Source organism: Agromyces sp. NPDC055520 (assembly GCF_053619715.1).
Genome location: NZ_JBSHJY010000001.1, coordinates 188,756 through 209,092 on the forward strand (window position 1 = coordinate 188,756; position 20,337 = coordinate 209,092).

Annotated in this window: 14 protein-coding genes; 11 read left to right on the forward strand and 3 right to left on the reverse strand. The window is 70.9% G+C overall.

What is annotated here, in order from left to right; translation table 11 throughout:
• Positions 1–62: 62 nt before the first annotated feature.
• Positions 63–2,627 (forward strand): alpha-glucan family phosphorylase, encoded by a 2,565-nt coding sequence (gene glgP, locus ACWGST_RS00860; protein WP_452044747.1) that lies wholly within the window; start codon positions 63–65, stop codon positions 2,625–2,627.
• 33 nt (positions 2,628–2,660) lie between these two features.
• Here glgP and ybaK read toward each other — a convergent pair whose 3' ends face one another.
• Positions 2,661–3,158, reverse strand: a complete 498-nt coding sequence (ybaK, locus tag ACWGST_RS00865; protein WP_452044748.1) for a Cys-tRNA(Pro) deacylase — start codon at positions 3,156–3,158, stop codon at positions 2,661–2,663.
• Positions 3,158–5,260, reverse strand: coding sequence for a glycogen debranching protein GlgX (glgX, locus tag ACWGST_RS00870; RefSeq protein ID WP_452044749.1), 2,103 nt, complete (start codon positions 5,258–5,260; stop codon positions 3,158–3,160). Before glgX ends, ybaK begins: the two co-directional genes overlap by 1 nt.
• A gap of 100 nt (positions 5,261–5,360) precedes the next feature.
• Here glgX and ACWGST_RS00875 point away from each other — a divergent pair, with 100 nt between their 5' ends.
• The 8 genes from ACWGST_RS00875 to gatB all read left to right on the forward strand — a co-directional run bounded on the left by ACWGST_RS00875 (position 5,361) and on the right by gatB (position 16,880).
• On the forward strand, positions 5,361–6,617 hold the full coding sequence (locus tag ACWGST_RS00875; protein ID WP_452044750.1) for a cysteine desulfurase family protein: 1,257 nt from the start codon (positions 5,361–5,363) through the stop codon (positions 6,615–6,617).
• 157 nt (positions 6,618–6,774) lie between these two features.
• Positions 6,775–7,917 (forward strand): tRNA 2-thiouridine(34) synthase MnmA, encoded by a 1,143-nt coding sequence (gene mnmA / locus ACWGST_RS00880; protein WP_452044751.1) that lies wholly within the window; start codon positions 6,775–6,777, stop codon positions 7,915–7,917.
• Positions 7,918–8,015: 98 nt separating this feature from the next.
• Positions 8,016–9,251 (forward strand): Fic family protein, encoded by a 1,236-nt coding sequence (locus tag ACWGST_RS00885; RefSeq protein ID WP_452044752.1) that lies wholly within the window; start codon positions 8,016–8,018, stop codon positions 9,249–9,251.
• Positions 9,248–11,605 carry an NAD-dependent DNA ligase LigA gene (ligA, locus tag ACWGST_RS00890; protein WP_452044753.1) on the forward strand — a complete coding sequence of 786 codons (2,358 nt, stop codon included), beginning with the start codon at positions 9,248–9,250 and terminating at the stop codon, positions 11,603–11,605. The genes ACWGST_RS00885 and ligA overlap by 4 nt, the downstream gene beginning before the upstream one ends.
• Before the next feature lie 66 nt (positions 11,606–11,671).
• Positions 11,672–13,462, forward strand: coding sequence for an alkaline phosphatase family protein (locus ACWGST_RS00895; RefSeq protein ID WP_452044754.1), 1,791 nt, complete (start codon positions 11,672–11,674; stop codon positions 13,460–13,462).
• A gap of 54 nt (positions 13,463–13,516) precedes the next feature.
• On the forward strand, positions 13,517–13,819 hold the full coding sequence (gatC, locus tag ACWGST_RS00900; RefSeq protein WP_056651063.1) for an Asp-tRNA(Asn)/Glu-tRNA(Gln) amidotransferase subunit GatC: 303 nt from the start codon (positions 13,517–13,519) through the stop codon (positions 13,817–13,819).
• On the forward strand, positions 13,816–15,351 hold the full coding sequence (gatA, locus tag ACWGST_RS00905; RefSeq protein WP_452044755.1) for an Asp-tRNA(Asn)/Glu-tRNA(Gln) amidotransferase subunit GatA: 1,536 nt from the start codon (positions 13,816–13,818) through the stop codon (positions 15,349–15,351). Before gatC ends, gatA begins: the two co-directional genes overlap by 4 nt.
• The gene (gene gatB / locus ACWGST_RS00910; RefSeq protein ID WP_452044756.1) at positions 15,351–16,880 is read left to right on the forward strand and encodes an Asp-tRNA(Asn)/Glu-tRNA(Gln) amidotransferase subunit GatB; all 1,530 of its coding nucleotides are present in this window, start codon (positions 15,351–15,353) and stop codon (positions 16,878–16,880) included. Before gatA ends, gatB begins: the two co-directional genes overlap by 1 nt.
• Here gatB and ACWGST_RS00915 read toward each other — a convergent pair.
• Positions 16,877–18,175, reverse strand: coding sequence for an acyltransferase family protein (locus ACWGST_RS00915; RefSeq protein WP_452044757.1), 1,299 nt, complete (start codon positions 18,173–18,175; stop codon positions 16,877–16,879). The two genes, gatB and ACWGST_RS00915, sit on opposite strands and share 4 nt — an antisense overlap.
• Positions 18,176–18,340: 165 nt before the next feature.
• On the opposite strand from ACWGST_RS00915, the gene ACWGST_RS00920 reads away from it, so the two are divergent.
• Both ACWGST_RS00920 and ACWGST_RS00925 read left to right on the forward strand, forming a co-directional pair.
• Positions 18,341–18,988, forward strand: a complete 648-nt coding sequence (locus tag ACWGST_RS00920; RefSeq protein WP_452044758.1) for a hypothetical protein — start codon at positions 18,341–18,343, stop codon at positions 18,986–18,988.
• A 60-nt stretch (positions 18,989–19,048) separates the two neighbouring features.
• The gene (locus ACWGST_RS00925; RefSeq protein WP_452044759.1) at positions 19,049–20,317 is read left to right on the forward strand and encodes a DNA polymerase IV; all 1,269 of its coding nucleotides are present in this window, start codon (positions 19,049–19,051) and stop codon (positions 20,315–20,317) included.
• Positions 20,318–20,337: the final 20 nt, after the last annotated feature.

Here is a 20,337-nt window from a genome sequence, read left to right on the forward strand (position 1 = left end):
GTCGGTGGAAGAACTCGTCGCGTGTTCACACGATCGACACGCGCGGCTTCTAGGGTGGAGCCGTGAAGCCGATTCGCACGTTCACGGTCCGCGCAGTCATCCCAGCCGAGCTCGGCGCGCTCGAAGAGCTCGCCGCGAACCTCCGCTGGGCATGGCACGAGCCGACCCGGCGGTTGTTCCAGCACATCGACCCCGAACTCTGGCAGGGCTCGGGCCGCGACCCCGCCGCGCTCCTCGGCGAGGTCGGCCCGGGCCGACTCGCCGAGCTGGCCGGTGATGCGGGGTTCGTCGAGTGGGCCGAGCGCGAGCGAGCCGAGCTGCGCGGCTACCTGGCGGAACCCCGCTGGTTCCAGTCGCTCGGCGCGGAGGTGCCGCGCACGATCGCCTACTTCTCACCCGAGTACGGTGTCACCGCTGCGCTGCCGCAGTACTCCGGCGGACTCGGCATCCTCGCGGGCGATCATCTGAAGGCGGCATCCGACCTCGGCGTGCCGATCGTGGGCGTCGGCCTCTTCTACAAGGCCGGGTACTTCACGCAATCGATCTCGCCCGACGGTTGGCAGCAGGAGCGCTACCCGGTGCTCGACCCCGACGGCCTGCCGCTCACGCTGCTGCGCGCGCCCGACGGCGCGCCGGTGCAGGTGACCCTCGCCCTGCCCGACGACCGCTCGCTGCACGCCCGGGTCTGGAAGGCCGCCGTCGGCCGCATTCCGTTGCTGCTGCTCGACACCGACATCCCCGCGAACGCCGACGAGTTGCGCTCGGTGACCGATCGCCTCTACGGCGGCGGCGGCGAGCACCGCCTGTTGCAGGAACTCCTGCTCGGCATCGGCGGCGCCCGCGCGATTCGCGCATGGACAGAGCTGAGCGGATGCCCCGCACCCGACGTCTTCCACATGAACGAGGGTCACGCGGGCTTCCTCGGCCTCGAGCGCATCGCGACGTACATCGGTGAAGGGCTCACATTCGCGGCCGCGCTGCAGCTCGTGCGAGCCGGCACCGTCTTCACGACGCACACGCCCGTGCCCGCCGGCATCGACCGCTTCGACCGCACGCTCGTCGAGCGACACCTGTCGAGTTCGCTGCTGCCGGGCGTCGACCCGGCCGACGCGCTCGCGCTCGGCGTCGAACCCGGCGCCGACCCGGCGACGAGCGCGTTCAACATGGCCGTCATGGGGCTGCGGCTCGCCCAGCACGCGAACGGCGTCTCGAAGCTGCACGGCGAGGTGAGCCGGCGCATGTTCGGCGATCTCTGGCCGGGCTTCGACGCCGACGAGGTGCCGATCACCTCGATCACGAACGGCGTGCACGCCCCGACCTGGACGGACCCCGCACTGCTCGGCCTCGCCGAGACGCGACTGGGCACCGGCGACTCCGAGCACGCCGACTGGCGCAGCCCCGCGCTCACCGACGGCGAGTTCTGGGCCGTCAAGCGCGGCATGCGCCGGCAACTCGTCGACGACGCGCGGCGCCGGCTCGCGGCATCCTGGCGGCAACAGCACTCGGGGGCCGAACCGCCCAAGTGGGTCTCGCAGGTGCTCGACCCAGACACCCTCACGGTCGGCTTCGCCCGCCGGGTGCCGACCTACAAGCGGCTGACCCTCATGCTGGCCGACCCCGAGCGACTGAAGGCGATCCTCACGAACTCCGAGCGGCCGGTGCAGTTCGTCATCGCGGGCAAGTCGCACCCGGCCGACGACGAGGGCAAGCGGCTGATCCAGCAGCTCGTGCAGTTCGCCCAGCAGCCCGAGCTGCGTGGCCGCATCGTGTTCCTGCCCGACTATGACATGGGCATGGCCGAAGTGCTCTACCCCGGCTGCGATGTGTGGCTCAACAACCCGCTGCGACCCCTCGAGGCGTGCGGCACCTCGGGCATGAAGGCCGCGATGAACGGCGCGCTGAACCTCTCGATCCTTGACGGCTGGTGGGCCGAGTACGCGGGCGACGACTTCGGCTGGGTGATCCCGTCGGCCGACGCGGCGGGCGACGCGGGGGAGCGCGACGCGCGCGAGGCAGCGGCCCTCTACGACCTGCTCGAGCACCGCGTCGCGCCCCGCTACTACGAGCGCGACGGCGACGGCGTGCCGGTCGAGTGGGTGCGCCGGGTGCGCGAGACCCTCGCCGTGCTCGCCCCCGACCTCGGTGCCGACCGCATGGTGCGCGAGTACGTCGAACGCCTCTACCGGCCTGCGGCCGAGCATTTCGCGCTCGTCGCTGCCGACGGCGCGAGGAACGCCCGCGAACTCTCGGCGTGGGGCGCCCGGGTGCGGGCGGCGTGGCCCGGCGTGCACGTCGTGCACGTCGAGTCGGGCGGAGTCGACGCGCCGCACGTCGGCGACGGGCTGCAACTGCGCGCCGTCGTCGAGCTCGGCCAGCTCACACCCGACGACGTGACGGTCGAAGTGGTCTACGGCCGCAGTCGGGCCGACGAGACCATCGAGGCCGCGCGACACGCAGCACTCGCCGTCGTGGATGCCGCGGCTCAGGTCGGGCCGGGCCGTCAGCTCTACACGGGGTCGGTCGTGCTCGACCGGGCGGGGGCGTTCGGCTACACGGTGCGCGTGGTGCCGCGGCATCCGCTGCTGCTGTCGACGGCCGAGCTGGGGCTCGTGGCCGTCGCCGACTGAGCGAAGGCAGGCTGAAGCTCGGCCGGCAGAGCCTCAGCGCACCCGCGCGATCGGGGCGTAGCGGCCCTCGGTGACGGCGACGAGGTTGTCGGGCGCGAGCTCGAGGTCGAGGCCGCGTCGCCCGCCCGAGACGTAGATCGTCTCGTGGAGGATCGCCGACTCGTCGAGCACCGTGGGCAGCGCCGTCTTCTGGCCGATGGGGCTGATGCCGCCGACGACGTAGCCCGTCTTGCGCTCGGCCGTGGCGGGGTCGGCCATCTCGGCGCGCTTGCCGCCGAGCGCGGCGGCGAGCGCCTTCAGGTCGAGCTGCATCGCCACCGGCACGATGCCCACGGCGAGCGCGCCGTCGACGCTCGCGAGCAGGGTCTTGAAGACGCGGTCGGGGTCGAGGCCGAGCTTCTCGGCGGCTTCGAGCCCGTAGGCCGCGGCGCGCGGGTCGTGGTCGTAGCTGAGCACCGTGAATGCGACGCCCGCCCGGGCGAGGGCGACGGTCGCCGGAGTGCCGGCCGAGGCATCCGCTCGCTTGGCCATCAGGCCGTGCCCTCTGCACGGAACAGGCGCATCGACTGAGCGCCCATGTTGATGGCGGTGCCGGGCGCGACGGTGCCGGGCGCGGCAGCCGAGCCCGCGCCGGGAGCAGCGGCGGCCGGTGACTCATCGGCCGAGTCCCACAGCAGGGTGTACGCGCTCACCTCGTCGTGCGACGGCAGCACGATCGCTGCGTCGGACTCGTGCGCGTGCACGACGAGGAGGATGCGGTTCGGCGCCTCGGTCTCGGGCGTGGAGGCGGCGAGGAACTGCAGGGTGCGCTCGGCGGGGGAGTTCCAGTCGTCGATGCCCATCGTCTCGCCGTCGGCGTTGAACCATTCCATCCGGGAGGCGCTCGGCACGCTCTCGCCGAGGCGCCCGAAGCGGCTCGGGCGGAGCGCCGGGTTCTCGGCGCGCAGCCTGATGAGGTGCCGGGCGGTCTCGAGCAGCGCGGGAGCGAAGCGCGCGCGGTCGGCCGCATCCCAGGCGAGCCAGGTGAGCGGCGAATCGTGGCAGTACGCGTTGTTGTTGCCGCGCTGGCTGCGACCGAACTCGTCGCCCGCCGTGATCATCGGCACGCCCGCCGAGAGCAGCAGGGTGCCGAGCAGGTTCCGGATGCTGCGTCGGCGCGCCGCCCGCACGACCGGGTCGACCGCCTCGCCCTCGACGCCGTGGTTGTACGAGTTGTTGGAGTCGGTGCCGTCGCGGTTGCCCTCGCCGTTGCCCTGATTGTGCTTGACGTCGTAGGCGGTGAGGTCGGCGAGCGTGAAGCCGTCGTGCGCCGTGACGAAGTTCAGGCTCGCGAGGGGCCCGCGCTCGCCGGAGAAGGTGTTCGACGAACCCGCGAGCCTCGTGGCGAATCGGCCGATGCCGCTGCCCGCCGAGCCCGTCTCGCGTTCGCGGCGCAGGTCGCCGAGCCAGAAGTCGCGCATGCGGTCGCGGTAGCGATCGTTCCACTCGGTGAAGCCGTTCGGGAAGTTGCCCGTCTGCCAGCCGCCCGGCCCGACATCCCACGGCTCGGCGATGAGCTTCGACGCGCCGATCACGGGGTCGTCGAGCATGGCGCGCAGCAGCGGATGCTCGGGCGTGAACGTCTCGCGCTCGTCGCGGCCGAGCGTGGCGGCGAGATCGAGCCGGAACCCGTCGACCTGCAGCTCGTCGGCGAAGTACCGCATCGAGTCCAGCACGAGCCGCCGCGCAGCCTCGCCGGCGACGTCGAGGCTGTTGCCGCATCCTGTGGTGTCCACGTAGCGGCCGTGCGCGTCCTGTCGGTAGTACGACGCGTTGTCGATGCCGCGGAGGCTGTACGTCGGCCCCTCGCGCCCCTCTTCGGCGGTGTGGTTGTAGACCACGTCGAGCACGACCTCGAGCCCCGCTTCGTGCAGTCGCCGCACCATGCCGGCGAACTCGCGTCGCACGGCGACGGCGCCGCCCGCCCGGGCCGCCGGGCTGGCGTACGGCGCATGCGCGGCGAAGAAGGCGAGCGTGTTGTAGCCCCAGTAGTTGACCTTGCCCTGCCGTACGAGCCGCTCTTCGGAGACGAAGGCGTGCACCGGCAGCAGCTCGACGGTCGTGATGCCGAGATTCACGAGGTACTCGAGCGAGGCGTCGTGGGCGAGGCCCGCGTAGGTGCCGCGCAGGGGTTCGGGCACCGCGGGGTTCAGCTTCGAGAAGCCGCGCACGTGCGCCTCGTAGACCACGGTGCGGTCGAGCGGCACGCGGGGCTTGGCCGAATCGCCCCACTCGAATCCCGTCGTGGTGAGCGGCTCGAGGGCGACACCCCGCCAGGATCCATCGCCGGCGCGCGCGAGACCGCGGGCGTACGGATCGAGCAGCGTGTGCACGGGATTGAACGCGTGCTCGACGCCCGCGGGCCCGTCGACGCGGAGGCCGTAGTGCGCGCCGGGGCGGAGCTCTGCCGACTCGCCCTCCCACACGCCGTCGTCGCCCCGCACGAGGGGGGTGCGGGCGATCGCCCAGTCGAGATCGTCGGCGTCGAAGACCACGAGGTCGACGGATGTCGCGTGCTGCGACCACACCCGGGCGACACTGCCGCCCGCGCCCACGCGCACACCGAGCTCATGCAGGGAATCGCGCTCAGGCATGCGATCTACAGTAGTTCGTGGAGGCGAGACGCCTGCAAGCGCGTGCAGGCGCGCCGACACCGCGTGTTCGCACGCGCACGAACAGATCCGGAGGTCGCACATGGTCTACCTCGACCACGCCGCGACCACGCCGATGCTGCCCGAGGCCATCGACGCACTCACCGCCGCGCTCGCCGTGGTGGGCAACCCCTCGTCGATCCACAGCGCCGGTCAGCAGGCCAAGCGCCTGCTCGAGGAGTCGCGAGAGCACGTCGCGGCGACCCTCGGCGCCGACGGCATCGAGGTCGTCTTCACGGGCAACGGCACCGAGGCCGTGAACCTCGCGATCAAGGGACTCTGGTGGCAGCGACGCGCGGAAGCCGGGGCAGCGGCAGGGCCGGCCGGCGCGTCCGCTCGTCGCCGCATCCTCGTGCCCGCGGGGGAGCACCACGCCACGGTCGACACGGTCGAGTGGCTCGCGGCCCACGAGGGCGCCGAGGTGGTCGAACTGCCGCTCGACGAGGTCGGTCGGCTGCGTCTCGACGTGCTCGCCGACGAGCTCGACCGCGACGCGGCATCCGTCGCCCTCGTCACGATGCTCTGGGCCAACAACGAGGTCGGCACGATCGAGCCCGTCGAGGAGGTCGCGCGCCTGACCGCTCGCGCCGGCGTGCCGCTGCACGTCGACGCGATCGCCGCCTACGGCCAGGTGCCGATCGACTTCCACGGCATCCGGCGGGCGACCGATGCCCCGCGCGGCGCCGGTCTCGTCGCGCTCAGCGTGTCGGCGCACAAGATCGGGGGGCCCGCGGGCATCGGCGCGCTCGTGCTCGACCGCACGGCGCCGGTCGAGCCGCTCATCCACGGCGGCGGGCAGCAGCGCAAGGTGCGGTCCGGCACGCAGGATGTCGCGGCTGCGGCGTCGTTCGCCGCGGCCGCGTCGGTCGTGGCGTCGCGCCTCGATGCCGACGCCGAACGCATGGCGAGCCTGCGAGACCGGTTGATCGCCGGCGTCGCCGCGGCAGTGCCCGAGGCGCGGCTCTCGGGCGACACGGGCCCCGGGGCATCCGCTCGCCTGCCCGGCAATGCGCACTTCTCGTTCCCCGGCTGCGAGGGCGACTCGCTGCTCTTCCTGCTCGACGCGGCCGGCGTGGCGGTCTCGACGGGGTCGGCGTGCCAGGCGGGCGTGCCCGAACCCTCGCACGTGCTGATCGCGATGGGGCGCTCGGAGGCCGACGCCCGCGGCGCGCTCCGAATCACGATCGGCCACGGGTCGACCGATGCCGACGTCGACGCGTTCCTCGCGGCATTGCCCGCCGCCCACGCGCAGGCGGCCCGCGCCGGGCTCGCCGCCCGCGCCACCTCCTTCGACCGCTGAGCCGGCGCCGAGCCCGAGCATCGCCGGTCGGGGTGGTTGCTCGTTCAGGGGATTTGGGCGACACGCCGCGCCGAGTCAGCTGAGCTACGGCGTGTCGCCAGAGTCCCCTGAACGAGCAACGGGGCGTCCGCTCAGGAGGGCTGTTTACACTGGAGGGATGAAGGTTCTCGCTGCGATGAGCGGCGGCGTCGACAGCGCCGTTGCGGCCGCGCGCGCCGTCGAGGCCGGCCACGAGGTCGTCGGCGTGCACCTCGCGCTCAGCCGCAACGCCGGCACCCTGCGCACGGGCAGCCGTGGCTGCTGCACGATCGAAGACTCGATGGACGCGCAGCGCGCCGCCAACATGCTCGGCATCCCGTACTACGTGTGGGACTTCTCCGAGCGCTTCAAGGCCGACGTCGTCGACGACTTCATCGCCGAGTACTCGGCCGGGCGCACGCCGAACCCCTGCATGCGCTGCAACGAGCGCATCAAGTTCGCCGCGCTGCTCGAGAAGGCACTCGCGCTCGGATTCGACGCGGTCGCCACCGGTCACTACGCAAAGATCGTGACGGATGCCTCGGGCCACCGTGAGCTGCACCGCGCGAGTGCCGAGGCGAAAGACCAGAGCTATGTCCTCGGGGTGCTGACCGCCGAACAGCTCGCGCACGCCTATTTCCCGCTCGGCGACACCCCGTCGAAGACGCTCGTGCGCGCCGAGGCCGCCGAGCGCGGGCTCTCGGTCGCGCAGAAGCCCGACTCCTACGACATCTGCTTCATCCCCGACGGAGACACGAGGGGTTGGCTGGCCGACAAGGGGGTCGGCACCGAGACGGGCGACATCGTCGACCGCGCGGGCGCCGTCGTCGGCTCGCACGAGGGAGCGCACGCCTTCACCGTGGGCCAGCGCCGCGGCATGCGCCTCGGCACGCCCGCGGCCGACGGCAAGCCGCGGTTCGTGCTCGAGGTGCGCCCGAAGGAGAACACCGTCGTCGTCGGCCCGAAAGAGGCGCTCGCGATCGGCGTCATCGCCGGTTCGCGCTTCTCGTGGGCCGGGCTCGACCCGCTCGCCTCGGGGTTCGTCGCCTCGCCCGACGAGGCGTTCGAGTGCGAGGTGCAGATCCGCGCCCACGCCGACCCCGTGCCGGCCGTCGCGCAGCTCGTCACCGACGACTCGGGTGCTTCCGAGCTCGTCGTCACCCCGGGGCATCCGCTCGACGGCGTCGCGCCCGGCCAGACGGCCGTCGTCTACGTCGGCACCCGCGTGCTCGGCCAGTTCACGATCGACCGCACGGTCAGCGCGGTGCCGGTCGGGGCGTAGCGGGGTCGGCAACTCGGATTGTCGGCGGTGTTATTCCGAGTTATGCTGATAACTCGGAATAACCGTCGTCGTATTCCGAGTTGCGGAGGATGCTCTCCATGAGCGAGCAGCACGAGTGGCCGGCACACGGGCGCGAGTCCCGGGAGTGGCGTCAGCAGGGCCGCCGCGGCGCGCGCGAAGATCGGATGCTCCGGCGGATCGACGTCTCGATGCCGCCCACCATCGCGTCGCTCGAGTATCGTCCGGGGACCGAGGTCATGGCGCTGATCGACGAGGCGACGCGCGCGATCGTCGCACTCGACGCCGACTCCAGAGGGGTGATCCAGGCGCTCGCCGGGCTGCTGCTGCGCACCGAATCGGTGGCATCGTCGCGCATCGAACGCGTCGACGCCAGCATCGACGCATACGCCCGCGCGGCCGCGGGGATAAAGTCCGATGAGTCGGCCACTTCGATGGTCGCCGCGACCACCGCGCTCGCGCAGATGATCGCGAGGGCGGGCGAGCATCGCGACATCCGCCTCGTCGACCTCCTCGAAGCGCACGCGACCCTCATGCGCGACGACCCGGTCGACGCACGGTACGCCGGCCGATTGCGCGACGTGCAGAACTGGATCGGCGGGTCCGACTACTCCCCGCTCGGCGCGGTGCATGTTCCGCCGCCACCCGAGACGCTGCCCGGCTACATGGAGGACCTGCTGCGGTTCGCGAACCGCGACGACGTGCCGGCGATCCCGCAGGCGGCGATCGTGCATGCCCAGTTCGAATCCATCCACCCGTTCACCGACGGCAACGGGCGCATCGGGCGTGCGCTCATCAACGCCGTGCTGCGCAGGCGCGGCGTCACGAGCCGCACCGTCGTGCCAGTGGCATCCGCCATGCTCGCCGAACGCGAGCGCTACTTCTCGCTCGTGAACGCCTATCGCGAGGGCAGCGTGACCCCCTTCGTCCGCGAGCTCGCCGTGGCCGCCGTCATCGCCAGTCGCGAGGCGAGGGCTTCGGCGAGCCGACTCGACGCGCTGTCGGCCGAGTGGTCTGCGATCTCGCGGCCGCGAGCCGGAAGTGCGGCGGCGAAGATCCTCGGCGTGCTCGCCGAGCATCCGATCCTCTCGGCCGACGATGCCGTGCGACTCACCGCGTCACCGGTCTCGAGCGTGTACACGGCGATGGAGCGTCTGGAGCGAGACGGTGTGATCCACCAGGTGACCGATCGGCAGCGCAATCGGGTCTGGGGCGCGACCGACGTGCTCGCCGAACTCGATGCGTTGAATCGCCGCATCGGGGAGGCCGTGACGGCCTCCGCGACGTCGGTGGCGCCTCGTACTATTGGCGTGTGAGCGACATCCCCATCGAGTTCGAAGCCGCCCGTGCCGAAGCCGAGGTGCTCGCCGACCGCATCGAGGGTGCGCGGCTGGCCTACTACGGCGACGGCGACTCGACGCTCTCCGACGCCGAGTACGACGATGCGTTCCACCGGCTCGAGGCGATCGAGCGGGCGTTCCCCGAACTCGCGGGCCAAGACAGCCCGACCCAGCAGGTCGGCGCTGCCGTCGTGTCGGCAGGGTTCCCCGAGCACGAGCACGCCGAGCGCATGCTCAGCCTCGACAACGTCTTCTCGATCGACGAGTTCCGCGATTGGGCCACCAAGACCGCCGCGGCGGCCGCGCGCCCGGTGCGCTGGCTCTCGGAGCTGAAGATCGACGGCCTCGCGATCAGCCTCGCCTACCGCGACGGCGTGCTCGAGACCGCGACGACCCGCGGCGACGGCCGCGTCGGCGAGAACATCACCGAGAACGTCGACCTCATCCCGGCGATCCCGCAGCGGCTCGAAGGCGCGGGCTACCCCGCGTTCTTCGAGGTGCGCGGCGAGGTGTTCCTGCGCACGAGCGACTTCGAGGCGCTCAACGAGCGTCAGCACGAACTGCAGGCCGCATTCGAGGCCGAGCAGCTCGCGAAGGGCCGGGCGGCCGACGAGATCCCGACGAAGTACCCCGAATTCGCCAACGCCCGCAACACCGCTGCGGGCAGCCTGCGTCAGCGCCGCGAGAAGAAGAACGACGTCGAGCTCTCGCTCATGCGCGAACGGCTCGGCCGGCTCGCGATGTACCTGCACGGCATCGGGGCGTGGCGGCACCCCGAGGTGTCGGCGCAATCCGAGATCTACGGCCTGCTCGCGTCGTGGGGGCTGCCGGTCTCGCCGCACTCGCGCGTGTTCGACACCGTCGACGAGGTCGCCGACTACATCGCCGAGCGCGGCGAACATCGCCATGACGTCGAGCATGAGATCGACGGCATCGTCGTCAAGGTCGACGAACTCGCGCTGCACGACGAGCTCGGCGCGACGAGCCGTGCCCCGCGCTGGGCGATCGCCTACAAGTACCCGCCCGAAGAGGTGCATACGAAGCTGCTCGACATCGTCGTCGGCGTCGGACGCACGGGTCGGGCGACGCCGTACGCAGTCATGGAGCCGGTCAAGGTCGCAGGCTCCACCGTGCGCCAGGCGACGCTCCACAACCAGCAGGTCGTGAAGGCCAAGGGCGTGCTGATCGGCGACACCGTCGTGCTCCGCAAAGCGGGCGACGTCATCCCCGAGATCCTCGGGGCGGTCGAGCAGCTGCGCGACGGCACCGAGGTCGAGTGGCACATGCCCGAACGCTGCCCCGAGTGCGGCACGCCGCTGCGAGCCATGAAAGAGGGCGACATCGACCTTCGCTGCCCGAACGCGAGGTCGTGCCCGGCGCAGGTGCGCGGCCGCGTCGAGCACATCGGGTCGCGGGGCGGGCTCGACATCGAGGCACTCGGCGAGGTCACGGCTGCAGCCCTCACGCAGCCGTCAGTGCCGAGCGAACCGCCGCTCGCGACCGAGGCCCGGCTCTTCGATCTCACGATCGACGAGCTCGTGCCGATCGAGGTCGTGGTGCGCGACGCAGAGACGGGCGAGCCGAAGATCGACGACGAGACCGGGGCGCCGGTGCGTCGTGCGCCGTTCCAGAAGCTCGGGCCGTCGAGCTACCCGCCCGGCACCGAGACCATGACCCCGGCCGAGCGGCGTGCCGCCGGCGTCAAGAAGGACTTCAGGGTCGTCGGCCCGTCCGAGGCGGCGACGAAGCTGCTCGCCGAGCTCGAGAAGGCCAAGACGAAGCCGCTCTGGCGCCTGCTCGTCTCGCTCAACATCCGCCACGTCGGGCCGGTCGCCGCGCGGGCACTCGCCGACTGGTTCGGCTCGCTCGACGCGATCCGTGCGGCCACTCGCGAACAGCTCGCCGAGGTCGAGGGCGTCGGCGGCATCATCGCCGACTCGCTCATCGAGTGGTTCGGGGTCGACTGGCATCTCGAGATCGTCGAACGGTGGACGGCGGCGGGCGTGCGGTTCGCGACCCCGGGGCATCCTGGGCCTGGTGCGGCCGCCGAGGCCGGGGGCGTGCTCTCGGGGCTCACGGTCGTCGCGACCGGGTCGCTCGACGGCTTCAGCCGCGAGGGCGCGCAAGAGGCGATCATCGCCGCCGGCGGCAAGGCGGCCTCGAGCGTCTCGAAGAAGACCGATTTCGTCGCGGCCGGTCCCGGTGCCGGCTCGAAGCTCGCGAAGGCCGAAGAACTCGGCATCCGCGTGCTCGACGCAGCGCAGTTCGCGCTGCTCGTGACCGAAGGGCCGGGTGCCTTGCCGGTGCCCGAAGCTGCAGAAGGCGACTGATCGGCAACTGAACCGGTCGATCACCGAATGATCGACCACTGAACCGATCGACGACGGAGGGGGAGCATGTCGACACCAGCGGAGGACACGACACCGCAGAGCGACGACTCGCCGAGCGAGTCGCCAGACTCGCCAGACTCGCAACGCGACCCCTCACGTCGCGACTTCCTCAGGGTCGGCGGGGCGGCCGCAGCCGGCGTCGTGGTCGGCGGCGCCGCCGGCGGGGCGGCGGGGGCTGCGCTCGCCGGAGGATCGGCGGGTCGCGCCGTCCCGTCTCCGAGCTCGCCGGCGGCCGCCGGCGGCGCATCGCCGATCGAACACCTCGTCGTGCTGATGGGCGAGAACCGCTCGTTCGACAACCTCCTCGGCCGCCTGTACACGGCCGACTCATTGCCCGACGGTGCACGGTTCGACGGCCTCGAGTTCGGCGACTACACCAACGTCGCGGTCGACGGCAGCCCGGTGCCCGCGCACGTCTACGCCGGAGCCACCGACCACATCATGGAGCGGCCCGACCCCGATCCGGGTGAAGAGTACCCGCACGTGAACACGCAGCTGTTCGGCACGATCGACCCCGCGCACAACGAGGGTCGCGAGCCACCGCACATGACCGCACCGTACAACGCACCGCACGATGCCTCGAAGCCCGACATGTCGGGTTTCGTTCGCGACTACGAGTCGAAACTCACGGCACTCCGTCGGGGCCGCGCACCCGACCCCGACGAGGTGCGCCAGATCATGGGCGGGTTCACCCCCGACATGCTTCCGGTGCTGTCGACGCTCGCGCGCGAGTTCGCCGTCTTCGACCACTGGCACTGCGCCGTGCCGTCGCAGACGTTCTGCAACCGCTCGTTCTTCCACGCCTCCACGTCGCACGGCTTCGTCACGAACGTGCTCGACGGCGGCTACGAGAAGTGGCTCGATGCGCGGGCCGCGCCGACGATCTTCAACCGCCTCGAAGAGGCGGGCGTGAGCTGGCGCATCTACTTCGACCAGCGCCAGTTGATCTCGTTCACCGGGTTCCTGCACGCGCCGGCGCTCGAGAAGTACTGGCGTACCGATCACTTCGCCACGATGGAGGATTTCGAACAGGATGCCGCGGCGGGCACGCTGCCCGCGTACGCATTCATCGAGCCGCGCATGGTCTACGACCACAACGACTTCCACCCGCCGTTCGGCAAGTTCCGTGAGAGCGATCTCGACGACGAAGCGGTCATCGACAGCGCCGTCTCCGATGTGCGCGCCGGCGACGCGCTGGTCAGCCGCGTCTATCAGGCGGTGCGCGGCGGGGCGGCGGAGTCGGGCTCCAACGCGCTGAACACGATGCTGCTCATCACCTTCGACGAGCACGGCGGCACCTACGACCACGTGCCCCCGCCGTCGGCGACGCCCCCGAACGACGACGGCGCAGGCGAGATGGGGTTCGCCTTCGACCGTCTGGGCGTTCGGGTGCCGGCGATCGCGATCTCGGCGTACACTCGCTCGGCCACCGTCGTCAACGACGAGTTCCATCACGCCGCCGTCATCGCGACACTGTCGAAGAAGTACGGTCTCAAGAGGTTGACCGATCGGGACTCGGATGCGCGCGACCTGAGCGCCGTGCTCAATCTCGCCGAGCCGCGGCATCCGTCGACCTGGCCGTCGCCGAGCCCGCAATATGTGCCGCCCAACGATGAGGAACGCCCGCCCGACGCGACCGACCGCGCCTCGGCGCGGCCGTTGAGCCCGCCCGCGCATGGCCTGCTGGGGCTGCTGCTCGCCAAGTACGGCGAGCCGGGTGAGCATCAGCCCGAGACCTACGCCGACGCCTACGAGCTTCTGCACCGGCACGGCGAGGGGTTGTTCGGCGCTCCCTGAGCGAACGCGCCCCGATAGAATCGGTGCATCCCCATCCCGAGACGACGGAGCAGCATGTCCGAAATCACTGCGGAGCAGGTCGCGCATCTCGCGAACCTCGCCCGCATCGCGCTCACCGATGAAGAGATCGGCCACCTCACGACGGAGCTCGGCCAGATCATGCACGCGGTCGAGAAGGTGAGCGAGGTCGCCACACCCGACGTGCCGCCGACGAGCCACCCGATTCCGATGCAGAACGTCTTCCGCGACGACGTCGTGGGCACGACCGTGCTCACCGCAGACGAGGCCCTCGCGGGCGCCCCCGAGTCCGACGACTCGCGCTTCAAGGTCTCGGCGATCCTGGGAGAAGAGCAGTGAGCGACGAACTGATCCGCCTGTCTGCGGCTGCGCTCGGCGAGAAGCTCGCCGCCGGCGAGGTCTCGTCGGTCGAGGCGACCCGCGCGCACCTCGACCGCATCGCGGCCGTCGACGGCGCCGTGCACGCGTTCCTGCACGTCGAGGGCGAGCGCGCCATCGAGACGGCGGCCGAGGTCGATCGCCAGCGTGCAGCGGGCGCACCGCTTGGGCCGCTCGCGGGCGTGCCGATCGCCATCAAAGACGTGCTCGTCACGAAGGGCATGCCCTCGACCGCGGGCTCGCGCATCCTCGAGGGCTGGATTCCCCCGTATGACGCGACGCCCGTCACGAAGGTGCGCGAAGCCGGCATGATCCCGCTCGGCAAGACCAACATGGACGAGTTCGCCATGGGTTCGTCGACCGAGCACTCGGCCTACGGGCCGACCCACAACCCGTGGGACCTCGACCGCATCCCCGGCGGCTCGGGCGGCGGCTCCGCGGCATCCGTCGCCGCGTTCGAAGCCCCGCTCGCGCTCGGCTCCGACACCGGCGGCTCGATCCGTCAGCCGGCGCACGTCACCGGCACCGTCGGCGTCAAGCCGACGTACGGCGCCGTCAGCCGCTACGGTTCGATCGCCCTCGCCTCCTCGCTCGACCAGATCGGCCCGGTCACGCGCACCGTGCTCGACGCGGCGCTGCTCCACGACGTGATCGCCGGGCACGATCCGCTCGACTCGACATCGATCCCCGGGCCGTGGCCGTCGATGGCCGAGGCCGTACGGCGAGCGGATGTCTCGGGCCTCCGTATCGGCGTCATCAAAGAGCTCGACGGCGAGGGCTTCCAGGCGGGCGTCCGCCAGCGCTTCCACGAGTCGCTCGAACTGCTCGAGAAGCAGGGCGCCGAGATCGTCGAGGTCTCCGCACCCCATTTCGAGTACTCGATCGCCGCGTACTACCTGATCCTGCCGGCCGAGGCGTCGTCGAACCTCGCGAAGTTCGACTCCGTGCGCTTCGGCCTTCGTGTCACGCCCGAGGGCGGCGGCACGGTCGAACAGGTCATGTCGGCAACGCGCGAAGCCGGATTCGGCCCAGAGGTCAAGCGCCGCGTCATCCTCGGCACCTATGCGCTCTCAGCCGGCTACTACGACGCCTACTACGGCTCGGCGCAGAAGGTGCGCACGCTCGTGCAGCGCGACTTCGACGCGGCGTTCGCCAGCGTCGACGTGCTCGCCTCGCCGACCGCGCCGACGACCGCGTTCAAGTTCGGCGAGAAGCTCGCCGACCCCGTGTCGATGTACCTGAACGACATCGCGACGATCCCCGCGAACCTCGCGGGCGTGCCCGGCATCTCGCTGCCCTCGGGTCTCGCACCCGAAGACGGCCTGCCCGTGGGCATCCAGTTCCTGGCGCCCGCACGTGAAGACGCACGTCTCTACAACGTCGGCGCAGCCCTCGAGCAGCTGCTCGAAGCGCGATGGGGCGGCCCGCTGCTCGCCCAGGCACCCGATCTCTCCACCCACGAGCTCACCGCGACCGAGGAAGGCGCACTCTGATGGCCCGCGCTGAACTGATGGACTTCGACCAGGCCCTCGAACTCTTCGAGCCCGTCATCGGCCTCGAGGTGCACGTCGAGCTGAACACCACGACGAAGATGTTCTCGTCGGCGCCGAACCCCGCGAACTCGCAGTTCCACGGCGCCGAGCCGAACACGCTCATCACGCCCGTGTGCCTCGGGCTGCCGGGTTCGCTGCCCGTCGTCAACGGCGAGGCGGTGAAGTACTCGATCAGCCTCGGCCTCGCGCTCGGCTGCGAGATCGCGCCGTCGAGCCGGTTCGCGCGCAAGAACTACTTCTACCCCGACCTCGCGAAGAACTACCAGATCTCGCAGTACGACGAACCGATCGCGTTCGACGGCGAGGTCGAGGTCGAGCTCGAGAACGGCCGTGTCTTCATGGTGCCGATCGAGCGCGCGCACATGGAGGAGGACGCGGGCAAGCTCACGCACGTGGGCGGTTCGACGGGCCGCATCCAGGGCGCCGAGTACTCGCTCGTCGACTACAACCGCGCGGGCGTGCCGCTCGTCGAGATCGTCACGCGCCCGATCTTCGGCGGCGAGGCCGACACCCCGGCGCTCGCGAAGGCGTACGTCGCCACGATCCGCGACATCGTGCTCTCGCTCGGCATCTCCGAGGCGCGCATGGAGCGCGGCAACCTGCGCTGCGACGCGAACGTGTCACTGCGGCCGCGTGCGGCCGCGGGGGAACCCGCCGCACCGCTCGGCACGCGCACCGAGACGAAGAACGTCAACTCGATGCGCTCGGTCGAGCGCGCCGTGCGGTACGAGATCCAGCGTCAGGCGGCGATCCTCGCCGGTGGCGGCACGATCACGCAAGAGACGCGTCACTGGCACGAAGACACCGGCGCCACGAGCGCCGGTCGTCCGAAGTCCGACGCCGACGACTACCGCTACTTCCCCGAGCCCGACCTGCTGCCGGTCGTGCCCTCGAAGCAGCTCGTCGACGAGCTGCGTGCTGGGCTGCCCGAGGCACCCGCCGCCCGCCGTCGCCGGCTGAAGGCCGAGTGGGGCTTCTCCGACGACGAGTTCCAGATCGTGGCGAACTCGGGCATGTTGAACGAGCTGGCCGAGACTGTTGCGGCGGGTGCCACGCCCGCCGCCGCCCGCAAGTGGTGGACCGGTGAGATCGCCAGACTCGCGAACGCCGCCGACGTCGACGCCTCGGGTCTCGTCTCGCCCGAGCACGTCGCCGAGCTCGCGCAGCTCGTCGACTCCGGCACGCTCACCGACCGCTTGGCCCGCCAGGTGCTCGAGGGCGTCATCGCGGGCGAGGGCTCGCCGCAGCAGGTCGTCGACGCCCGCGGCCTCGCCGTCGTCTCCGACGACGGTGCCCTGATCGCCGCGATCGACGAGGCACTGGCTTCACAGCCCGACGTACTCGCGAAGATCCGTGACGGCAAGGTGCAGGCCGCCGGTGCGGTCATCGGCGCGGTCATGAAGGCGATGCAGGGCAAGGCCGACGCCGCTCGCGTGCGCGAGCTCGTGCTCGAGCGCGCTCAGGGCTAGAGCGCGACTCGTGTCGGCCCGCGCTCCCGTACGCGGGCCGGCATGGGGCGCAGAACCAGCACGGCTGCCGTGAGCAGGAGCGCGCTCGAGGCCGCGACTGCGAAGTCGAGGCCGAACACGATCACCGCGAACGGCGGGATGACCATGCAGGCAGCGGCGAGACCGGTCGACCAATCGGCCGCACGGTATCCGTTGGCCGGCAGTGGGCGCTCGAGGCGACCGAACAGCATCGAGATCCCGGTGAGCACCATGGACATGACGAGCAGGATCACGGGCCGGGTCAGCCACCATCCGGCTGAGCCGGCCGCCGGGTTCGGCAATGGGGTGAGCAGCAGCACGCCGATCACGAGCGCGAGTACGGGAAGGTGCCACAGGTAGATCGTCACCAGGCGGGATCCGACCGTCGTGACGACGACCTGCACCGATCGGATCGTCATGAGTCGCCCGAGCATGGGAGAAGCGAGCACGAGCAGACAGGTCTGTCCGACCGCGAGTGCGACGATCGCGAAAGTGGGCGGATTGAGGTTGTCGAGCATGTTTCCGGGGTACCCGACTCCGACGAGTCCGGCGAGCAGCAGGTAGGCGCCGGCACCGATCGACGCGACCGTCACCCGCGATCGGGCTCCGAACCATCCGTCTGCCATCCAGAAGCCGAGTTGCTGTGCGAACAGCCAGACGAAGGTCATGTTCAGGAGGCCGAGCGGCTCGATGCCGGTCGTGAAACGCAGCACGTCGAAGACCACGGCACCCGCAGCCAGTGTCGCGATCGCGCGTCGGGGCGCGATGGAGTGGAGGGTCGCGAGCCCGGGCAGGCAGGCCTGTGCGAAGGCGTAGGCCGCGAGGAACCACAGCGGCGACGAGATGCCGAGGCCGATGACTCGGATCGAGACGGGATCGACCCCGGCGAGGTGCATCGCGAGGATACCGAGCGCCAGTGCGGCGAAGAGTGCGATCGACGGCCGTGCGAGCCGGAGGATGCGCGACCTGATGAAATCGGCCGCCGTGCCGCCCGAGCCCTCCAGACGACGCCACGCGCCGATGCCCGCGAACCCCCCGACGACGAAGAACAGCGGCATGATCTGCGCGATCCAGGTGACGGGGCCGATCCAGTCCGTCTCGAGGAGCGTGCGCTCGACGACGAGCCCTCGACCGGGAACGACGGCTGCGCCGATCATCAGCATGTGGCCGACGACCACGAGGGCGACGCACAGCACGCGCACGAGATCGATGACGGGATCGCGTGCGGTCGTGCCGGATCCGAGCACGGTGGGCTGCGATGCGCTGGACTCGATCACGACGCCTCCGACTACTTCGTCCGGCCTACTGCGATTCTGGCACGGTCACGGCGTTGCAGCTCCGATCGACGCGGCCGGAGCGATCGGCTTGCGCGAACCCGTTCACAGCGCGCTCAATGCCGTCGCCCGTAGATTGGTCGTCACTGAACGATTGACGAGGACAACATGGGATTCCTTGACCGTCTCTTCGGAGCAGTCCCCGCCGAACCGCCGCGGCCCCAGGCGCAGCCCACCCGCAGGCTGAATGACGACGAACTCGCGATCGAGCGTTACCGGTACCTGTTGCGCACGGCACCGCCCGAGTCGGTCGAGGCGGTGCACGCCGAGGCGTTCGCGAAGCTGACCCCGCAACAGCGACAGGCCGTCTTCGCCTCGCTCAGCGCCGAGGCGCCGGCCGGCGAACGACTCGTCTCCGACGAGCCGAGCGCACTGGCCCGCGCTGCGACGCGTGCCGAGCTTCGTGCACCCGGCAGCGTCGAGCGCGCGTTCAACCGAGCGGATGCCGCGGGCGGGCGCCCCCATCAGGGTGGCCTGTCGTTCGGCGGAATGTTCGCAGGCTCGTTGCTCGGCTCCGTCGCGGGTGTGGTCGTCGGTTCGGCGATCGCGCAGGCGTTCCTGCCCGACCCGGCGGCGTTCGAGGCGGGTGCCGACGGCGACGCCGGAGACACGGGTGCTGACGGTGCTGGCGGCAGCGGCGATGCCGCCGCGTCCGACGGCTACGATGCATCCGGTGCCGACTCGGGCGGCGAATTCGGTGGCTTCGGCGACTTCGGCGGTGGCGATTTCGGCGGAGGCGGGGACTTCGGGTTCTGACTGCGCCCGGCCGTCGCGGGCGGCCCCTACGATGACGGCGGCAGCGGATAGGGTCGCATCATGAGCAAGCAGGACGGCTCGTCGCGCCAAGTGACCACCGGTCCGGTCGACGACTCGGCGACTCCGATCCTGCACGTCGACATGGACGCGTTCTTCGTCTCCGTCGAGCTGCTCAAGCGACCCGATCTGCGCGGCAAGCCCGTGCTGGTCGGCGGCACCGCCGGCCGCGGTGTCGTGTCGGCCGCGAGCTACGAGGCCCGCCGGTACGGCGTCAACTCCGCCATGCCGATGTCGCTCGCGCTGCAGCGCTGCCCCAACGCGATCGTGCTCCGCGGCGACTACGCGAGCTACACCGAGTACTCGCGCCGGGTCATGACGATCTTCGAAGAGGTCACGCCGCTCGTCGAGAAGCTCTCGATCGACGAGGCGTTCCTCGATGTGTCGGGCGCACGGCGCCTGCACGGCAGCCCGGCCGAGATCGCTTGGAGCCTTCGGCGGCGCGTCCACGACGAGACCGGCCTCACCTGCTCGGTGGGCGTCGCGGCGACGAAGTTCGTGGCGAAGGTCGCATCGAGCCGGGCGAAGCCCGACGGCATGCTCGTGGTGCCCGCCGACCGCACCCTCGAGTTCCTGCACCCGCTTCCCGTCTCGGCGCTCTGGGGCGTCGGCAAGGTCACCGAAGAGTCGCTGACGCGCATCGGCCTGCGCTCCGTGGGCGATGTGGCGGCGATGCCCGCCGATGCGCTCTCACGGGCGCTCGGGCCGGCGCTCGCGTCGAAGCTCGCTCAGCTGTCGATGGGCGTCGACGCTCGCGACGTCGTCACCGGGCGGGAAGAGAAGAGCATCGGGCACGAGGTGACCTTCGGCTACGACCTCACCGATCTCGAGCAGCTGCGACGTGAACTGCTGCGGCTCTCCGACGATGTCGCGGTGCGGTTGCGGCGGGCCGGCGTCGTCGGGCGCACGGTCGTGCTCAAGCTTCGGTACGGCGATTTCCGCACGGTCACCCGGTCGCGCACCTTGGGGGAGCCGACAGATGTCGCGCGGCGCATCTACGACGAGGCGTCTGCCGCTCTCGGCGAACTGGCGGGCGACGGCGCCCGCATTCGGCTCATCGGAGTGAGAGCCGAGCAGCTTCGCCCCTCGGGCACCGGCGCGATGCTGTGGGATCCCGACGAGGAGTGGCGCGAGGCCGAGCGCACGATCGACGAGGTGACGGCCAGGTTCGGGCGCGGGGCCGTGCGCCCGGCGTCGCTCGTGCACCGTTCGGCCGATCGGGTGGAGTCGTCGCGCCGCAAAGACCCGAACGGCGGCGACGACGTGCGCTGAGCGGGAGTCGGCGACGTGCG

Bases quoted from the DNA above. Each gene is read 5' to 3' on its own strand.
- ybaK (WP_452044748.1), bottom strand. From the start codon at position 3,158: ATGGCCAAGCGAGCGGATGCCTCGGCCGGCACTCCGGCGACCGTCGCC.
- mnmA (WP_452044751.1), top strand. From the start codon at position 6,775: ATGAAGGTTCTCGCTGCGATGAGCGGCGGCGTCGACAGCGCCGTTGCG.
- gatB (WP_452044756.1), top strand. From the start codon at position 15,351: ATGGCCCGCGCTGAACTGATGGACTTCGACCAGGCCCTCGAACTCTTC.
- gatC (WP_056651063.1), top strand. From the start codon at position 13,517: ATGTCCGAAATCACTGCGGAGCAGGTCGCGCATCTCGCGAACCTCGCC.
- ACWGST_RS00875 (WP_452044750.1), top strand. From the start codon at position 5,361: ATGGTCTACCTCGACCACGCCGCGACCACGCCGATGCTGCCCGAGGCC.
- ACWGST_RS00895 (WP_452044754.1), top strand. From the start codon at position 11,672: ATGTCGACACCAGCGGAGGACACGACACCGCAGAGCGACGACTCGCCG.
- ACWGST_RS00885 (WP_452044752.1), top strand. From the start codon at position 8,016: ATGAGCGAGCAGCACGAGTGGCCGGCACACGGGCGCGAGTCCCGGGAG.
- glgX (WP_452044749.1), bottom strand. From the start codon at position 5,260: ATGCCTGAGCGCGATTCCCTGCATGAGCTCGGTGTGCGCGTGGGCGCG.
- ACWGST_RS00920 (WP_452044758.1), top strand. From the start codon at position 18,341: ATGGGATTCCTTGACCGTCTCTTCGGAGCAGTCCCCGCCGAACCGCCG.
- ACWGST_RS00925 (WP_452044759.1), top strand. From the start codon at position 19,049: ATGAGCAAGCAGGACGGCTCGTCGCGCCAAGTGACCACCGGTCCGGTC.